Genomic DNA, 17,533 nt, shown 5'->3' on the forward strand with positions numbered 1-17,533 from the left:
CCGTTTGCACCGGTCGGCGCGCGGGAAGCCTCAATCTTTTTACCTTATACTCGGATTTATTTTCGTCCTGATGACACCCCCGCCATGCGACAAGAAACACGCTTCGAAGGTTCCTCCAGTTACGTCGCCACCGACGACCTGAAACTCGCGGTGAATGCCGCGCTGACGCTGCAACGCCCGCTGCTGATCAAGGGCGAGCCCGGCACCGGCAAGACAATGCTGGCCGAAGAAGTCGCGGCAGCGCTGAACCGGCCATTGCTGCAATGGCACATCAAATCCACCACCAAGGCGCAACAAGGCCTGTATGAGTACGACGCGGTCTCGCGGCTGCGCGATTCGCAGCTCGGCGATGAACGCGTCAAGGACATCCACAACTACATCGTCAAGGGCGTGCTGTGGCAGGCCTTCACCGCCGACGAGCCGCAAGTACTGCTGATCGATGAAATCGACAAGGCCGACATCGAGTTCCCCAACGACTTGCTGCGCGAGATCGACCGGATGGAGTTTTATGTGTATGAAACCCGCGAAATGGTGCGCGCCAAGCATCGCCCGCTGGTGATCATCACGTCGAACAACGAGAAGGAATTGCCGGACGCCTTTTTGCGCCGCTGCTTCTTCCACTACATCAAGTTCCCCGACAAGGACACCATGCAGCAGATCGTCGACGTGCACTTTCCGCACCTCAAGCGCGACCTGCTGGCGCAAGCGTTGCAGACCTTTTATGAAGTACGCGACATCCCCGGCCTGAAGAAGAAGCCGTCGACCTCGGAGTTGATCGACTGGCTCAAGCTGCTGCTGGCCGAAGACATTCCGGCCGAGACGCTGCACAGCAAGGACGGCAAGGCAGCGATTCCGCCATTGCACGGCGCGCTGCTCAAGAACGAACAGGACGTGCATCTGTTCGAGCGCCTGGTATTCATGTCGCGCAACAACCGATAATTTTCATCTGCCCACGCAAGGAGTCCGCCATGCAATTCCTGCACCCGATCACGCTCAAAGGCCACTACGCCACGCTCGAGCCGCTGTCGCTCGACCACCACGATGCGCTGATCGCGGCGGCCTCCGACGGCAAGCTGTGGAAGCTCTGGTACACATCGATTCCCAAACCGGAAAACATGCGCGCCGAAATCGAACGCCGGCTGCGCCTGCAGGAACAAGGCTCGATGCTGCCCTTCGTCATGCGCCGCCATGACACGGGAGGGCTGTGCGGCATGACCACCTACATGAACGCCGACGCCGTCCATCGCCGCGTCGAAATCGGCTCGACCTGGACCGCCGCCAGCGCCCAGCGCACCGGCATCAACACCGAGTGCAAGCTGATGATGCTCACGCATGCCTTCGAGACGCTGCACTGCATCGCCGTCGAATTCCGTACGCATTGGATGAACCAGCAATCGCGCGCGGCGATCCTGCGCCTGGGCGCCAAACAGGACGGCATCCTGCGCAACCACCAGCGCATGCCTGACGGCTCGCTGCGCGATACGGTGGTCTATTCCATCATCGAATCCGAATGGCCGACGGTCAAGCGCCATCTGCAATTCAAGCTCGGACATTGACGCATCACCAGACCACACCGCCATGCTGATCGATTTCTTTTTCACGCTCAAGGACGCCCGCATCCCGGTCTCCATCAAGGAGTTCCTGGTCCTGCTCGAGGCGATGCAGAAGAACGTCATCTCGCCGGACATCGACGATTTCTACTATCTCTCGCGCATCACGCTGGTCAAGGACGAGGCCAACTACGACAAGTTCGACAAGGCCTTCGGCAGCTACTTCAAGGGCATCGAAACCATCTTCGAAAAGAATCCCGAGATCCCGCTCGACTGGCTGATGAAGCGCATGCAGCGCGAGCTCACGCCGGAGCAGAAAGCCGCGCTGGAAAAATTCGGCTACGACAAATTGATGGATCGCCTCAAGGAACTGCTCAAGGAACAGCACGAGCGCCACGAAGGCGGCAACAAGTGGATAGGCACCGGCGGCAGTTCGCCCTTCGGCAACAGCGGCTACAACCCGGAAGGCATCCGCATCGGCGGCGAGAGCAAGAACCGCAGCGCGGTCAAGGTATGGGACGAACGGACCTACAAGGATTACGACAGCGAGCGTGAACTCGGCACGCGCAACATCAAGGTGGCGCTGCGCCGCCTGCGCAAGTTCGCACGCGACGGCGCCGAGGAAGAACTGGCGTTCGACGACACCATCCGCGCCACCGCCAACAATGCCGGCTATCTCGACATCAAGATGCAACCGGAGCGCCGCAACAACATCAAGGTGATGATGCTGTTCGACGTCGGCGGTTCGATGGACGACCACATCGCGCGCACCGAAGAATTGTTTTCCGCGGCGAAGACGGAATTCAAGAACATGGAATTCTTCTACTTCCACAACTGCGTCTACGACTACGTATGGAAGAACAACCGCCGGCGCCACGCCGAGCGCTTCCCGACCTGGGACCTGCTGCACAAATATTCGCCGGACACCAAGCTGATCTTCGTTGGCGACGCCACCATGAGCCCTTATGAAATCGTCCAGCCAGGCGGCTCGGTGGAATACAACAACCCGGAAGCCGGCGCCGTCTGGCTGCAGCGCTTCACCAGCACCTTCGCCAACTTCGCCTGGCTCAATCCGGAGCCGGAAGGCCTGTGGCAATACCGGCAATCGATCTCCATCATCCAGCAATTGATGAGCCAGCGCATGTTTCCGCTGACCATTGACGGCCTGGAACGGGCGATGCGCCTGCTCAGTAAATAGCCCGAGCGGATTCAGGCTGCAACGGGTGTGTAGCCGGCCTCCTTGATCGCTTCTTCAAACTCGCCTGCGGCAACGCTGCTGTCGATGTTGACACGCTTTTCGGCGACCTGGACGTCGACCTTGGCATTGGCGTCCACTTCCTTGACGGCGCGCGTGATGGCGCTCGCACAATGGTTGCAGGTCATGTCCTGGACGTTGAATGTCAGCATGGCGTTACTCCTTTCGTGATGGAAAAATGTCAGCTTAAACCTTCCCACAAGGTAAAGGTCAAGCGCAGCATTTCGTGAATCGTGTCAAAATAGGCCTTGACCTTACCATGATGGGAAGGATCATGCTGACCCCGTGATCAATCCCTTGACGAGCCCGACATGAACTCCGCCACACTCTCTCCCAAACTGCAGGAACTGACGCTCGACGTCGAAGGCATGACCTGCGCCTCCTGCGTTGGCCGCGTTGAAAAGGCGCTCCATAAAGTCAGCGGTGTCAGCACCGTCTCGGTCAATCTCGCCACTGAAAAAGCCACGCTGACCACCACCAGCGATGTCACTGTCGACACCCTCATCGCCGCCATCGACCGTGCCGGTTACGCCGCCAGCGTGCCCGCCGCAGCGCAGGCGGCGGCCCGAAAATCCGCCATTGCGCCGCCCTGGTGGCCGGTCGCAGTCGGCGCCCTTTTCACCGCGCCGCTGATCCTGCCCATGCTGCTGATGCCGTTCGGCATCGAATGGCAATTGCCCGGCATCTGGCAATTGCTGCTGGCGACGCCGGTGCAGTTCTGGCTTGGCGCTCGCTTCTATCGCGCCGGCTGGCGTGCCGTGAAGGCCTACACCGGCAACATGGATCTTCTGGTCGCACTCGGCACCAGCGCCGCTTACGGTTTGTCGCTGTATCAGTTGTTCAGTCAATGGCAAGCTGAACATCATGGACATGCCGGCCACGGCGCGGCGCATTTTTATTTCGAAGCCTCTGCCGCCGTGATCACCCTGGTGCTGCTCGGCAAATGGCTGGAAACCCGCGCCAAGCGCCAGACCGCCGACGCCATCCGCGCACTTGATGCGCTGCGTCCGGACAAGGCGACGGTGCGGCGCGACGGCGTCGACAGTGAAGTCGCCTTGTCCGCCATCCGGCTCGGCGATCTGATCGTGGTGCGTCCCGGCGAACGCGTCGCGGTCGACGGCGTGGTGCGCGAAGGCGCCAGCCATCTGGACGAATCCATGCTCACCGGCGAAAGCCTGCCGATCGAAAAACACGGCGGCGACCACGTCACCGGCGGCGCCATCAACGGCGACGGCTTGCTGCTCATCGAAACCAGCGCCATCGGCGCGGAAACCGTGCTGGCCCGCATCATCCGCATGGTGGAGCACGCCCAGGCCGCGAAGGCGCCGATCCAGCGCCTGGTCGATCAGGTCAGCGCGGTGTTCGTGCCGGTGGTGCTGGTGCTGGCCGCGCTGACGCTGCTGGCCTGGGGCCTGATCGCCGGCGACTGGGAACAGGCGCTGCTCAATGCCGTCGCCGTGCTGGTGATCGCCTGCCCGTGCGCGCTCGGCCTCGCCACGCCGACCGCCATCATGGCCGGCACCGGCGTCGCCGCGCGCTACGGCATCCTGATCAAGGATGCGGAAGCGCTGGAAGTCGCCCATCACATCGGCGTGGTCGCCTTCGACAAGACCGGCACGCTGACCGAAGGCAAGCCGGTGCTGGCGGCCGTGCATGCGCTCGACAACGACACCGGCAAACTGCTCGCTCTCGCTGCCGCATTGCAACGCAATAGCGAACATCCGCTGGCGCATGCCGTGATGAGCGCCGCAGCACAGAAACACATTGCCCCGGCCGCAGCCGACGACAGCAAGGCGGTTCCCGGTCGCGGCACGCAGGCATTGATCGGCAATCGCCTGAGCTACCTCGGCAGCGCACGCTGGATGCAGGAGCTCGGCGCGACACCCGATCGACACGCGGAACTGGCCGGGATCGCCAAGACACTGGAGCAACAAGGCCGCACGATTTCCTGGCTGGCGCAAACCGAAGCCGACGGCAGCAACGTCGTCCTGCTCGGCTTGCTAGCGTTCGGCGACACGCTCAAGGCCGGCGCGCAGCCAGCCGTGACCAGCCTGCATGCACTCGGCGTGCGCACCGTCATGCTCAGCGGCGACAACCACGGCGCCGCCGCGCACGTGGCGCAGCAATTGGGACTCGACGATTTCCGCGCCAACATCCTGCCGGCCGACAAGGCCCAGGCAATCGCTGAATTGCGCAAGGACGGCGTGCTGGTCGCGATGGTCGGCGACGGCATCAACGATGCGCCCGCGCTGGCCGCGGCCGACGTCGGCATCGCCATGTCGACCGGCACCGACGTCGCCATGCAGGCGGCCGGAATCACGCTCATGCGCGGCGATCCCTCGCTGGTGGCGGACGCCATCGACATCTCATGCCGCACCTACGGCAAGATCCGCCAGAACCTGTTCTGGGCGTTCATCTACAACATCGTCGGCATTCCGCTGGCAGCCTTTGGATTGTTGAATCCGATGATCGCCGGCGCGGCGATGGCGATCTCGAGCGTGAGCGTGGTCAGCAATGCGCTGCTGCTCAAGCGCTGGAAACCACAGCAATCTCAACGGGAACAAGCATGAACACAGGAACAAGCATGAACATCGGCGAAGCCGCACAGGCTTCCGGCGTTTCCGCCAAGATGATCCGCCACTACGAAGACATCGGCCTGGTGCCGAAGGTGGCGCGCACCGATGCCGGCTATCGCATCTACGGCGAGCGCGACGTGCATCTGCTGCGTTTCATCCGGCAAGGCCGCGTGCTGGGTTTTTCGATGAAGCAGATCGGCGACCTGATGGGCTTGTGGCTGGACCAGTCGCGCCCGAGCCGCAAGGTCAAGCAACTGGCCAACGATCACATCGCCGAACTCGATATCAAGATCCGAGAATTGCAGGCAATGAAATCAACCTTGCAACGACTCGCCCACGATTGCCATGGCGACAGCCGGCCCGACTGCCCTATTCTTGACGCATTGGGCTCCGGGCTTCCCGCCGAAACACACTAATCATCGGATCAGAACCATGACAAGCACGCGTCCCGACACCATCCGCTGGGGCATCATTGGCTGCGGCGCCGTCACCGAACGCAAGAGCGGTCCCGCCTATCAGCAGACGCCCGGCTTCGCGCTGCACGCCGTGATGCGCCGCGACACCGCCAAGGCGGCCGACTACGCGCGCCGGCATGGCGTGCCGCGGTACTACGACGATGCCGATGCGCTGATTGCCGATCCGGACGTCGACGCCGTCTACATCGCGACGCCGCCCGACACGCACCTCTTCCATGCCTTGAAAGTGGCGGCGGCGAACATGCCCTGTTGCATAGAGAAACCGATGGCGCCATCGTTCGCCGAATGCGAAGCCATCTGCGCCGCTTTTGAAAGCCGTGGCCTGCCCTTGTTCGTGGCCTATTACCGCCGTTCGCTGCCGCGCTTCGCGCAGGTCAAACGCTGGCTCGACGACGGTCGCATCGGGACACCGCGCCACGTCAGCTGGCAATTCAGCCGCACACCCTCGCCGCTCGACCTGAGCCGCGCCTACAACTGGAGAACCGATGCGGCGATTGCGACGGGAGGCTACTTCGATGATCTTGCCAGCCACGGCATCGACCTGTTTGCACACTTGCTGGGCGAGGTGATGGAGGCGTCCGGATGCAGCGTCAATCAGCAGGGATTGTATTCAGCCTGCGATGCGGTCGGCGGCGCGTGGTTGCATGCCGGCGGCGTGACCGGCAGCGGCAGCTGGAACTTCGGCAGCTTCGAACGTTGCGACAAGGCGGAGATCACCGGCAGCCTCGGCAAGATTGCCTTCTCGGTGTTTGAAGAAACGCCGCTGCAGCTGACCACTGCTGCCGGCGCCGAGGAAGTTGTCATTGCCAATCCCGACAACATCCAGTTGCATCACGTGCGCAACATGCACGCGCACCTGCGCGGAAACTCCACGCATCCGTCGACCGGACGGACTGCGGCACGCACCACCTGGGCGTTGGATCGTATTCTGGGAAAAGCTTCTTAGAACGGCTCAACTTTCTTGACGTCGATCGTCGCGTCCTTGCCAAGATGCTTGTCGACCTTGCCGTGGATGCGCACCTGGGTAGTTTCACTCACCGGCGTGGACGGGAAATGCTTGTCGTCGATCTCGATCTCGATCTTGCCGCTGTTGTCCTGGAACGTGTAGTGCTCATCACGCAGCTTGGCGATGATGAAGCCGACCAGCACCACATGCGTGTCGTCGGCCGACTTGGCGGCGCTGGCGACCGTCTGTATCGCCGGCTTGTGCGAGGGGCCGGTGTATTGGGCGAATGCGGGAATTGCAGCGATGGCAGCGACGGCAGCGACGGTCAAGCGTGCGGACAAGGCTAACGCGCAAGCAGAGGATTTTTTCATGACTGCTCCTTGTATTTATCTCGGGAGGAACAGGTTCGAAAGTTTCGCGCGATATTGGTTCCTGCGCCGTAATACTCAATGACAACCGCTGCCGTGGCTGCCGAGATTGACCGGCTTGCTGTCGTCGCTCATGTTGGCCAGTCCTTGCAGGATGCCGCAATCGCGGGTCGCCTGCGCCGTGTCGCATTGCGCGCGCAGGCTCTTCAACTGCACCTGCAATTTTTTCAGCTCGGCGATGCGCTGGGCAACGTGGCCGATGTGCTTGTCGAGCAAGGCGTTGACCTCGCCGCAATTTTCTTCCGGCGCATCGCGGAATTGCAGCAGGCTGCGCACTTCGTCGAGCGTCATGTCGAGCGAACGGCAATGGCGGATGAATTGCAGTCGCTCAACATGCCTGTCGCCGTACAGGCGGTAATTGCCCTGTGAACGCGTGGGCGCGGGCAGCAGAGCTTCGCGCTCGTAATAGCGGATGGTTTCGACCGGGCAATCGGTGCGCGCCGCCAGTTCGCCTATCTTCAATGCATCCATGCTTTCCTCCAAACAACCAACCTGCAAGCAAGGTTATAAAAGGCTTGACCTTGTAGCTGGTTCAGGGTTTTTAATATACAGCAAGCCCCCATCTTCCGCTTGTCAGGAGCACGCATGTCGAATTGCTGTAACCACGATCACGACCACAACCATGGCAAGAAAACGATCCATGAGCATAGTCACGGACATGCACATGAACACGCTCACGACCACACCGAAGCAGCCGCAGACAATACCAAACCGGCCGGCCTCGCCGATGCCGAAGAGGCCGTGTTCTTCATCCAGAAGATGGACTGCCCCACCGAAGAAAAATTGATCCGCGCACGCCTGGGCAACATGGACGGCATCGCCGCCATGCAGTTCAACCTGATCCAGCGCGAGCTGACCGTGCAGCATCGCCTGCCGTCGGTCGCGCCCATCATCAAGACGCTGACCGCGCTCGACATGCTGCCCAAGGTCAAGAGCGACACGCTCGATGCCGAGGCATACATGGGCGACGATGACGATCACAGCGCATCCTATGCGATTCCCGCGCGCAAATGGCTGATGGTCGGCATCGCTGGCGTGGCGGCGTTGGCGGCGGAAGTCGTCGCCTGGAGCAGCGGCGACGACGGTTCGCTGGCGGTGATTGCGCTGGCGCTGTTCGCGATTGCAGTCGGTGGAGTCGATACGCTCAAAAAAGGCTGGATCGCACTGCGCCACCTGTCGCTGAACATGAACTTCCTGATGTCGCTGGCCGTGATCGGCGCCGCCATCATCGGTCAGTGGCCCGAGGCCGCCGTCGTCATCGTGCTGTTCACGCTGGCCGAAATGATCGAGTCGCTGTCGCTGGACCGTGCCCGCAACGCCATCGCCGGCCTGATGGCGATGACGCCCGACCAGGCCACCGTCCTGCAGGACGGCGCCTGGATCGCGGTCGCGGCCAAACAAGTGGCGCTGAATGCGGAGGTACGCGTCAAGCCGGGCGAACGCATCCCGCTCGACGGCGTGGTCACGCAAGGACAGCCGGCGATCAACCAGGCGCCGATCACCGGCGAAAGCATGCCGGTCGCCAAGCAGATCAACGATCAGGTCTTTGCCGGCACCATCAACGGCAACAGCGCCTTCGACTATCGCGTCACCGCAGTGCAAAGCGAATCGACGCTGTCGCGCATCGTCAGGAGCGTGCAGCAGGCCCAAGGCCAGCGTGCGCCGACGCAGCGTTTCGTCGACCAGTTTGCGCGCTATTACATCCCGTCCGTGGTCGCGGTGGCAGCGCTGATCGCCATCGTGCCGCCGCTGTTGCTGGGTGCGGCGTTCTATCCGTGGCTGTACAAGGCGCTGGTGCTGCTGGTGATCGCCTGCCCTTGCGCGCTGGTGATTTCCACGCCGGTGACGATTGTCAGCGGACTCGCTGCGGCGGCCCGCCACGGCATCCTGATCAAGGGTGGCGTGTACCTGGAACAAGGACGCCTGATCAAGGCGCTCGCCCTCGACAAGACCGGCACCATCACGCACGGCAAACCGGTCGTGACCGACGTTCAACTGTTGTCGGACGGCGATCAGGCCCTGCTATTGCAGCAAGCCGCCAGCCTGGCGCTGCGCTCGGACCATCCGGTGTCGGCGGCGATTGCGGCGCACTGGACACAGCAGCAAAACCAGCAGCAAAACCAGCAACAACGCCGTGCAGACGAAGTCGCCGACTTCGAAGCCTTGAGCGGACGCGGCGTCAGGGGACGCATCGGCGACAGCGAATTCCATCTCGGCAATCACCGCCTGGTGCATGAAATGGGCATGTGCAGTCCGCAACTGGAAGCCCGTCTGCAACTATTGGAAAAGCAAGGCAAGACGACCACCATCCTGTGCCGCGACGGCCGCGTGCAATTGTTGCTGGCGGTCGCCGACACGGTGCGCGACAGCAGCCGCGACGCCATCGCCCAGCTGAAGCAACTCGGCGTCAGCGTCACCATGCTCACCGGCGACAACCCGCACACTGCCCGCGCCATCGCCGACATCGTGCAGCTTGACGACGCGCGCGGCGACCAGCTGCCGGAAGACAAGCTGGCGGCGATCGGCGAGTTGATAGCACGGCACGGTTACGTCGGCATGGTCGGCGACGGCATCAACGATGCACCGGCGCTGGCGCGCGCGCAGATCGGTTTCGCCATGGGCGCGGCCGGCACCGACACCGCACTGGAAACCGCCGACGTCGCGCTGATGGACGACGACCTGCGCAAGATTCCCGACTTCATCCGCCTGAGCAAAAAGACGCATCGCGTCCTGATGCAGAACATCACGATTGCGCTCGGCATCAAGGCGGTATTCCTGGCGCTCGCGCTGGCAGGCGAAAGCTCGCTGTGGATGGCGGTCTTCGCCGACATGGGAGCGAGCCTGATCGTGGTGTTCAACGGCCTGCGACTGGTGCGTTCGCTGTAAATATCTTCACCACACCGGTTGCGCCGAACCGAGCGGCGCAGCCGGCCTGTCCCAGGCCATCGCCGTTGCACCCACCGTCACCGCGCCGCGCAGGCGTTGCGCGGGGCCCCAGAAAGTCTGCTCAATCGCCGGCGCCAGATCGCCGGCGCTTTCCGCCGCCAGCGCCGCATCGACCTGCTTTCCCGAACCCGTCACCAGCAACTGCGCCATGCGCGCCAGCGACGTGCGCACTTCGCTTCCCTTGCCGGTCTTCAAACGCTGCGTCAATCCGCGGATCGCGGCCGTCGCCATCAGGTAACCGGTGGCATGGTCCAGCGCCTGCACCGGCAGCGGCGTCGGCTTGTCGCGTCCGAGGCGGCGCATGCCGGCTTCGGCGATGCCGCTGCTCATCTGCACCAGGCTGTCGAAACCGCGCCGCGTTTTCCACGCGCCGCTCCAGCCGTAGGCGTCGAGGCTGACATCCACCAGCGCCGGATTGATGCGGCGGCGATAGTCTGCGTCGAAGCCCATGCCGGCCAGCGCGTCGGAACGATAGCCGTGCACCAGTACGTCGGCCTGCGCCAGCAATTGGGTGAAGATTTCCCGTCCCTGCGAGGTGCGCAGGTCGAGTCGCGCGCAGCGCTTGCCCGGCACCAGGTCGGGCACCACACCCGGCTCATCCCAGCTCGGCGGATCGAGGCGCAGCACGTCGGCGCCGAAGCCGGCCATGAAGCGCGTTGCGGTAGGCCCTGCCAACACACGCGTCAGATCGAGCACGCGGATGCCCTGCAAGGGGCGTTGCGAATTGACCGGCCAGCGCGGCTTCGCGCTCGCAGGCGCATCGGCGATGTGCAGCAGGGGTTCCGCGTTGACGGCGGCTCCCTGCGGATGAACGCGCCACTCCTCCATCGTGCGCATTTTGGCGGCGCACCCGCCTTGTGCGACGACGGCGGTTTCCAGCTCCCCGGCGTTCCATCGCGCCACGGCCTGTGCCACGGCGCTCCTGTCGACCGGCGCCTCCAGCACCGCCAACGCCGCCGCGCGATGATGCGGCGCGTTGGTGTGCAGGCGTATCCAGCCGTCGGCGGCCTGGTAGTCGCCAGCGACCGCGTCCCACAAGGGCGGCGCTTCCCAGCCTTGCGGCCGCAGCGAGGTGCCGAACCAGAACGACGCCAGCCGGCGGTCTGTTGCCACTTCCTGTTCAGCGCCGCCGGCGGCTTGCACCAGTTCCGCAACCGCGAGGCCGGCGGCGGCGATGGCGCCCGTCGCCAGATCGGTCACCGCGAATACCGACGGCAGACTGCCCTCGCCGCTCAGGCGGACTTGTTCAAGGAAAGTCGACTCGCCCCGTGCGGCCTGCCAGATCTCGCGCAGGAAAACCTGCGTGCTTGGGTGTGATTCAACAGACATCGTGACCTCTCATCGGAAGATTGGTGGACAGAATTGGCGACATGGGTGCAGCATATTCCGCTCGTTTTAATTGTCAATATTGATTAATATAATCAACATAACATCGTCACGGATCCCTGCCTTCCCATGCCCACCTATCTCAGCTCCGCCGAAGCCGCCGCCGCGCTCGGCGTCTCGCGCCAGACCCTGTACGCCTACGTCAGCCGCGGCCTGCTCAGCGCGCAGTCGGACGGCGCCGCGCGGGAAAGCCGTTATCTGGAAGAAGAAGTCACGCGCCTGGCGACTCAACGCACGCGCGGACGCAAGCCGAAAGAAGTCGCCAAGGCCACGCTCAGCTGGGGCCTGCCGGTGCTGGAATCGGCCATCACGCTGATCGAAGACGGCCGACTCTACTATCGCGGCCGCGATGCCGTCGCCCTGGCGAACTCGCAGTCCGTGGAAGACGTCGCCGCACTGCTGTGGAACGCCGAGCTTGGACAGGCATTCGGTCCCGGCGAGGTCGCGGCGCATCCGGCCTACGCCGGCCTGCTCAAACATTTCGCCGGACGCCGCGCGGAAGAATCGCTGCTGCCGCTGTTCACCATCGCCAGCGACGACGTCGCCACCGCACAGTGGCAAACCTCGCCGCAGCGCACCGCCGAAGGCAGCGGCGCGCTGATGCGCCTGCTCGCCGCCAGCCTGCTCGGTACGCGACCGTCGCCGGCGCCCATCCATGAACAATGCGCCAAAGCGTGGAAGCTGGATGCGCACGGCGCCGCATTGGTGCGCATGGCGCTGGTGCTGTGCGCCGATCACGAACTGAACGCCTCGAGTTTCACCGCACGCTGCGTGGCGTCCACCGGCACCAGCCTGCGCGCCTCGGTGATCGCCGGACTGGCGGCACTCACCGGCGGCAAGCACGGCGGCGCCACGGCGCGCGTGGAAGCCTTGCTGGATGAAATCGATGCGAATGGAAAAGCCGACATCGCCGCCGGACTGCAACGACGCCTGGCGCGCGGCGACGACTTGCCCGGCTTCGGCCATCATCTCTATCCCGACGGCGACGTACGCGCCAATGCCTTGCTGGCGGAAGTACTGCCGCATCATCCCGACTGGCGCGACATCATCGCCGCTGCCCGCAACCTGATCGGCCAGCATCCGTCGCTGGACTTTGCGCTGGTGGCGCTGCGCCGTCATCTGCAATTGCCGGTCGGCGCCGCTTTCGGCCTGTTCGCACTCGGCCGCGGCATGGGCTGGATCGCACAAGCGCTGGAACAGCGCGCCAGCGGTGAACTGATCCGGCCGCGTGCGGCGTACACCGGTCCACGCCCGGGTTCCATTCCAACTTCCGTTCCGCTTTCGCTCGTCTCCGATCGCGTAAAATAACCAGGCCATTTTCCGGCAGTGCTTGCTACAGGCGGCCCATGACTTCGCGCGTAAAAATCCTCCTGCTCTGGCTGCTGGCCTTGGCGGTTCCCGTCCAGTGATTCGCTGCCGCCGTGCAGACCGACACCGGCTCAAGCCCTGAAAATTAAACGGGAGCGCGCAAAAACCAAAACTCACGTCCGGCCTTTCGGCCGGACGGCGCCAGCGGTTCGGTTAAGCCGCCATCTTGCTGCACTCATCGGCGCATCGCGTACAGGCTCGCGCGCAGTCCTGGCAGTGCTGTGCCTCGTGTTTCTTGCATTCCTCGGCGCAGGTTTTGCAAATTTGTGCGCACAGCTTGCATACCTGTTGAGCGAACTCGCTACCCCTGGCCATCAGTGCCGCGGCCGTTCGGCAAATCTCCGCGCAGTCGGCATCGGTAGCGATACAGCGTGCCATCATTTTTACGTGATCTTCTTGCAAGCAGGCTGCGGCACATTGGTCGCAAGCTGCTGCACATGCATAACAAGCCTCGATACAAGTACGGAATTCTTCACGTGACATCATGATCTCCTTAAAAATGGATGGGCGATTTACCCGGATGGCGCTCCAGCGGCTGCCAGAGCCTGGTTGTTCGGAAAGCCGGAGGACCACAAGCTCAATGGTCGACCAGCTTCCATTCCTTTTTCCAGCGACGCATCGTGGAAATTTCTTCTTGTTGTTGTGAGATGGCCTTCTTTGAGAAGGCGACAATTTCTGATTGACTCAGCTCCTTGAATCGGCGAACTGCGCCGGGCTTTCGGCGCAGTTCCAGAGCCTGGATTAACCTTCCGATGACATCAATCGGCCATCGGTCCCAATGTACCCAGCCAGGCAACGAGCGCCAGAATCAAGCAAGCGCAAGCTGTCTCGATAAGCAGACTTCTTCGCAACCCCGCAACCGCTTCCTGATGCTTGCCGGAGACATGCGCTCGCTCAAGTACCGGACTTAGCCGGTACCGGTTCGCTGCTGCAAGCGCAAGCATCATGCCGAAGAGAACAAGCTTGGCGATCAGCAGTTGCCCATAAGGTGTCGAGAACAGTCCGGTCACTGTCGGGCCGACGATCAGCCAGTAATTCAGCGCACCGGTCATCAGTAATGAACCGACGATGAGCGTGCCCACCAGGGCAAATCCATTGAGCGTGCGACTAAGCAGAGAAACGTTGTTGGCGTCATGACCATCACGCAGTGCCAATATCAGAATAAATACGGCAAGCGCACCTATCCAGGCGCCCGCGGCGAGCAGGTGGATGATGTCTGCTGCCAGATGCAACTGACCACGCGCGCCTTCATCCATGGCGCCGTGGCCGCCCCAGGACAGCGTAGCCAAGGCAACGCCGCCGGCCAGGCTCATCATGCCGAATTTCCAGGTTGGCGCTTGCGCTAAAAACAATACCGCCAAGACACTCAGCACCAGCATCGCCATGCGCAAGCACCAGGCCAGGCCGAATGGCGTATCGGTCAGCATCATTTCGAACATGTGCTGCTCGATCGAACTGAAGTCGGCCGCACCGCTCATCGCTTTGGTCATCAAGACCATGCTGATCGCTGAGAGAATCATGCCGACAATGGCTGCGCTTGCAGTCAATGTCGAAAGCTTCCTGGCCAACATGGACGAACGTTCGGGCTTGCGCAAGGCATGCAGGTGAAACAGTGGCAAGCCGAAGACAAGCATCAGGTCCAAATACAGCGCGAAACGCACCAGAACGGTCACCCCATCCATTGCCAGCTCACTTCACCGCAAAAGTAACTTTGCCGGTGATCGGGTGGGTATCCGAGGAGACCGCACGCCAGTCAATGCTATAAACACCAGGCATCAATGGTTGCGTAGGCGTGATGACCATGGTTTTTGGATCCTCAGCGCCGGAAATCTTTGCGCCGACTTTCATCGGTGCGGCGTGGTTCATGCCCGGCATGCTGGTCATCATCAGACTCGCGCCGGAAAACTGCTTGGACAGATTCTCGGAAAAGCGCAATTCGATCTTCTCCGGTGCGCTGACGGTCGAATTGTCTTCCGGGGTCGAGCCCAGAAGCCTGGGATGTGCAAAGGCTGCGGTGGCGAAGGCTGCTGCAGCGATGGCGCCGGCGGTTTTGGCGATAAAGAACTGGTAAGACATGGCAACTCTCCTGTGGATAGTCAAAAATTTTCGTATTAAAACAAAATGCGAACGCCGGCCACGAGCCTTGTCTCGCCGACATTGCTGCCGGCGCCACGGGTGTAGCTGGCAGTACGGCCAAACTTCTGGCTTCGTTCGATCCCAATATAGGGTGCAAACCGGCGCGAGAATTCATAACGCAGGCGCATACCGTAAGCCGCACTGGACAGACCGCGGCCGATGCCCAGATCGGGGTCTTCCTTGCCGTACAAGTTTGCCTCGACGCGGGGCTGTAGTATCCAACGCTGTGTCAGCAGCACTTCATACTCTGCCGACAAGCGCAACGCAGTGCGGCCTTGCTCGCCGACGTAGCCCGTTGCCTCGACTTCAAACCAGTAAGGCGCCAGTCCTTGAAGCCCGAATGCCAGCCAATTGCGGCCCGGCCGGTTACTGCCCGCGTCGACGCGCAGGCCGAGCTGGCTATCCCAATAGGGAGTGACGGCATGACTCCACAGCAATTCCGTGCGCGAATCGCCCACGCGACCTTGCTCGATATCGCCTTCGGCCTTGATGTAGAACTTGTCGTAGGTGTTGCCGATCCAAGCTTGGGTGTCGTAAGCAACAGAGTTGGCCTTGCGGGTGTGGACCCGCTCCAGGCGGTCCGCTATGAAAGAGCCGAATGAGTGCATGTCCGACATCATCAGGCCGCTGGTATCCTTTTGCGCATAGGGGCCTGTATTGAGGGTGTATCCATTGGAATAGCCGTGTGGATCACGGGCGTCGGATGGCGCTGTCGAAGCCGAGCCCATGTTCATGCCATGGTCCATGCCCGCGTGGTTCATCGCGCCGTGATCAGCCGTCCCAGGAGTGCTGGAAGTCTCCCCATTCATTGTGTCCATGGTCTGCATGGAGTCCATCGTCGTGACCGCCGGCTGGCTCGCGGCGTCGCTGGTCGGCGCGCCGTGGCCTGCATGAGCCTGGGCCTGCGCCGCATTCATGCTCACCGACGCAAGCGCCAGCAGTAACATCCGGGTGGGGTAACAGGTAAAAATCATTCTCGATATGCCTTTCAGTGCAGATCCTGGTTAGCTGACGATGACTTCGCGGAACATGCCCATATCCATGTGATACATGAGGTGGCAGTGCCATGCCCAGCGGCCCAAGGCGTCCGCCGTGACCAGGAAGCTGATGCGCTGTGCCGGCTGCACCGGGATCGTGTGGCGCCGGGCGAGGAAATCACCGTTCGGAGTTTCCAGTTCGCTCCACAGGCCATGCAGGTGCATGGGATGCGTCATCATCGTGTCGTTGTGGAGGATGACCCGCAGGCGTTCGCCGTAGCGGAAATGCACAGGCGTGGACTTGCCGAACTCCAGCCCATCGAGAGACCAGGCGTAGCGCTCCATATTGCCGGTCAGGTGAAGCTCGACTTCCCGTTCTGGTCCGCGATCGTCCAAGGCGCCGCCGATGGTGTGCATGTCAGCCAGTGTCAGGACACGGCGCCCGTTGTTGCGCAAGCCAACGCCCGGATCATCCAAGTTGGTACGGGCGCTGTCGACCTTGGAGTCCGTACTGGCACCGTACTCCGTGCTGGCGTGGCGCGCTTTCTTGCTCGGGACTTTTAGCGGATTGCCGGAAGCCATCTGATGCCGGCTATGGTCCATGCCTTGCATGGGTTGCACGCCACCCGCCATGGATGCCCCCGACGACGGGGCGTCCATGCTGTCCATGTTGTCCATGAAGTCCATGCCGGACATCGAATCCATGTTCATCGACGGCATATTGGCCATGGCGCCATGGTTCATTCCGCCCATGGAAGACATATCTCCCATCATGTCGTTCATGCTGAGCCATTCAGGCTTGTCGACGTCCGGTACCGGGGCGGCCAGGCCAGCACGAACGGCCAGCGTCCCCATGGCGTAACCAGTGCGCTCCATGGACTGGGCAAATATCGTATAGGCCTCATCTTTGGGCTCCACGACGACATCGCATGTCTCGCCGGGGCCGAAACGGAATTCATCGACGCTCACCGGCTCAATATCCACACCGTCCACCTGGATGACCTTCAACTTCAGGCCCGGAACCCGTACGTCATAGAAGGTGTTGCCGGAACCGTTGATGCAGCGCAGGCGAACCTTCTCGCCAGGCTTGAACAATGCGGTCCAGTTGCCTGCCGGGGTAACGCCGTTGGCAAGGTAAGTCAAGACGGCTGCCGACAAGTCTCCCAAGTCGGTCGGGTTCATGCGCATTTCATTCCACATCGCGCGGTTGTCGATGGCCGCTTTGACGCCGTCCTTGCGTGCATCGCGAACGAAGTCACCCGCAGTCAATCTGTTCAGATTGTAGAAATCGCCTTGCTTCTTGAGCTTGGAGAGCACCGACATCGGATTTTCATCCATCCAATCCGAGAACAGGACTACATGCTCACGATCGGCCATCTTCTTGCCACTGTCGATCGGCTCGATGACGATCGCGCCATACATGCCGGTTTGCTCTTGCATGCCGGAATGGGAGTGATACCAATACGTGCCGCTTTGCTTCACCTTGAAT

At 62.0% G+C, this 17,533-nt stretch carries 17 protein-coding genes; 8 read left to right on the top strand and 9 right to left on the bottom strand.

Annotated features, from left to right (window positions below):
* The first annotated feature begins 84 nt into the window (after positions 1 to 84).
* From DXT88_RS14620 to DXT88_RS14630, 3 genes are read left to right on the top strand one after another with little or no spacing between them, the layout of a single operon-like run.
* A complete protein-coding gene (locus DXT88_RS14620; RefSeq protein ID WP_265214500.1) occupies positions 85 to 939 on the top strand; it encodes an AAA family ATPase in 855 nt (284 codons plus the stop codon).
* A gap of 29 nt (positions 940 to 968) precedes the next feature.
* Positions 969 to 1,556 carry a GNAT family N-acetyltransferase gene (locus tag DXT88_RS14625; RefSeq protein WP_016835589.1) on the top strand — a complete coding sequence of 196 codons (588 nt, stop codon included), beginning with the start codon at positions 969 to 971 and terminating at the stop codon, positions 1,554 to 1,556.
* 22 nt (positions 1,557 to 1,578) lie between these two features.
* Entirely contained in the window at positions 1,579 to 2,748 is a 1,170-nt protein-coding gene (locus tag DXT88_RS14630) for a vWA domain-containing protein (RefSeq protein WP_265214503.1), read from the top strand.
* Positions 2,749 to 2,759: 11 nt separating this feature from the next.
* Here the strand turns inward: DXT88_RS14630 and DXT88_RS14635 are convergent, their stop codons facing one another.
* Positions 2,760 to 2,957, bottom strand: coding sequence for a heavy-metal-associated domain-containing protein (locus tag DXT88_RS14635; protein ID WP_265214505.1), 198 nt, complete (start codon positions 2,955 to 2,957; stop codon positions 2,760 to 2,762).
* Between the two features lie 159 nt (positions 2,958 to 3,116).
* On the opposite strand from DXT88_RS14635, the gene DXT88_RS14640 reads away from it, so the two are divergent.
* From DXT88_RS14640 to DXT88_RS14650, 3 genes are read left to right on the top strand one after another with little or no spacing between them, the layout of a single operon-like run.
* Positions 3,117 to 5,375, top strand: coding sequence for a heavy metal translocating P-type ATPase (locus tag DXT88_RS14640; RefSeq protein ID WP_265214507.1), 2,259 nt, complete (start codon positions 3,117 to 3,119; stop codon positions 5,373 to 5,375).
* A 14-nt stretch (positions 5,376 to 5,389) separates the two neighbouring features.
* On the top strand, positions 5,390 to 5,797 hold the full coding sequence (cueR, locus tag DXT88_RS14645) for a Cu(I)-responsive transcriptional regulator (protein WP_265214540.1): 408 nt from the start codon (positions 5,390 to 5,392) through the stop codon (positions 5,795 to 5,797).
* A 16-nt stretch (positions 5,798 to 5,813) separates the two neighbouring features.
* Positions 5,814 to 6,803: a Gfo/Idh/MocA family protein gene (locus DXT88_RS14650; RefSeq protein ID WP_265214509.1), complete on the top strand. Its 990-nt coding sequence runs from the start codon at positions 5,814 to 5,816 to the stop codon at positions 6,801 to 6,803.
* On the opposite strand, the gene DXT88_RS14655 is transcribed toward DXT88_RS14650, so the two are convergent.
* Positions 6,800 to 7,174, bottom strand: coding sequence for a YgiW/YdeI family stress tolerance OB fold protein (locus DXT88_RS14655; protein WP_265214511.1), 375 nt, complete (start codon positions 7,172 to 7,174; stop codon positions 6,800 to 6,802). The two genes, DXT88_RS14650 and DXT88_RS14655, sit on opposite strands and share 4 nt — an antisense overlap.
* Positions 7,175 to 7,249: 75 nt before the next feature.
* Positions 7,250 to 7,702, bottom strand: coding sequence for a Cd(II)/Pb(II)-responsive transcriptional regulator (gene cadR, locus DXT88_RS14660; protein WP_116433296.1), 453 nt, complete (start codon positions 7,700 to 7,702; stop codon positions 7,250 to 7,252).
* Positions 7,703 to 7,816: 114 nt separating this feature from the next.
* On the opposite strand from cadR, the gene DXT88_RS14665 reads away from it, so the two are divergent.
* A complete protein-coding gene (locus DXT88_RS14665; RefSeq protein WP_265214513.1) occupies positions 7,817 to 10,117 on the top strand; it encodes a heavy metal translocating P-type ATPase in 2,301 nt (766 codons plus the stop codon).
* Positions 10,118 to 10,123: 6 nt separating this feature from the next.
* On the opposite strand, the gene DXT88_RS14670 is transcribed toward DXT88_RS14665, so the two are convergent.
* Positions 10,124 to 11,506, bottom strand: a complete 1,383-nt coding sequence (locus tag DXT88_RS14670; protein ID WP_265214515.1) for a CoA transferase — start codon at positions 11,504 to 11,506, stop codon at positions 10,124 to 10,126.
* A 126-nt stretch (positions 11,507 to 11,632) separates the two neighbouring features.
* Between DXT88_RS14670 and DXT88_RS14675 the strand changes: the two genes are divergently transcribed.
* Positions 11,633 to 12,871 carry a citrate synthase gene (locus tag DXT88_RS14675; protein ID WP_265214517.1) on the top strand — a complete coding sequence of 413 codons (1,239 nt, stop codon included), beginning with the start codon at positions 11,633 to 11,635 and terminating at the stop codon, positions 12,869 to 12,871.
* Positions 12,872 to 13,084: 213 nt separating this feature from the next.
* Here the strand turns inward: DXT88_RS14675 and DXT88_RS14680 are convergent, their stop codons facing one another.
* The 5 genes from DXT88_RS14680 to DXT88_RS14700 all read right to left on the bottom strand — a co-directional run.
* Positions 13,085 to 13,417: a four-helix bundle copper-binding protein gene (locus DXT88_RS14680; protein WP_321161114.1), complete on the bottom strand. Its 333-nt coding sequence runs from the start codon at positions 13,415 to 13,417 to the stop codon at positions 13,085 to 13,087.
* Between the two features lie 272 nt (positions 13,418 to 13,689).
* Complete coding sequence (gene copD / locus DXT88_RS14685; protein ID WP_265214519.1) at positions 13,690 to 14,613, bottom strand: copper homeostasis membrane protein CopD; 924 nt, start codon at positions 14,611 to 14,613, stop codon at positions 13,690 to 13,692.
* Between the two features lie 7 nt (positions 14,614 to 14,620).
* The gene (gene copC, locus DXT88_RS14690) at positions 14,621 to 15,007 is read right to left on the bottom strand and encodes a copper homeostasis periplasmic binding protein CopC (RefSeq protein ID WP_265214520.1); all 387 of its coding nucleotides are present in this window, start codon (positions 15,005 to 15,007) and stop codon (positions 14,621 to 14,623) included.
* Positions 15,008 to 15,042: 35 nt separating this feature from the next.
* Positions 15,043 to 16,041, bottom strand: coding sequence for a copper resistance protein B (locus DXT88_RS14695; protein WP_265214522.1), 999 nt, complete (start codon positions 16,039 to 16,041; stop codon positions 15,043 to 15,045).
* Between the two features lie 30 nt (positions 16,042 to 16,071).
* On the bottom strand, positions 16,072 to 17,533 hold a 1,462-nt coding region (locus DXT88_RS14700), incomplete at its 5' end, for a copper resistance system multicopper oxidase (protein ID WP_265214524.1).

Origin of the sequence: Herbaspirillum lusitanum (genome assembly GCF_026127345.1) — a bacterium.
Classification (GTDB): Bacteria; Pseudomonadota; Gammaproteobacteria; order Burkholderiales; family Burkholderiaceae_D; genus Herbaspirillum; species Herbaspirillum lusitanum.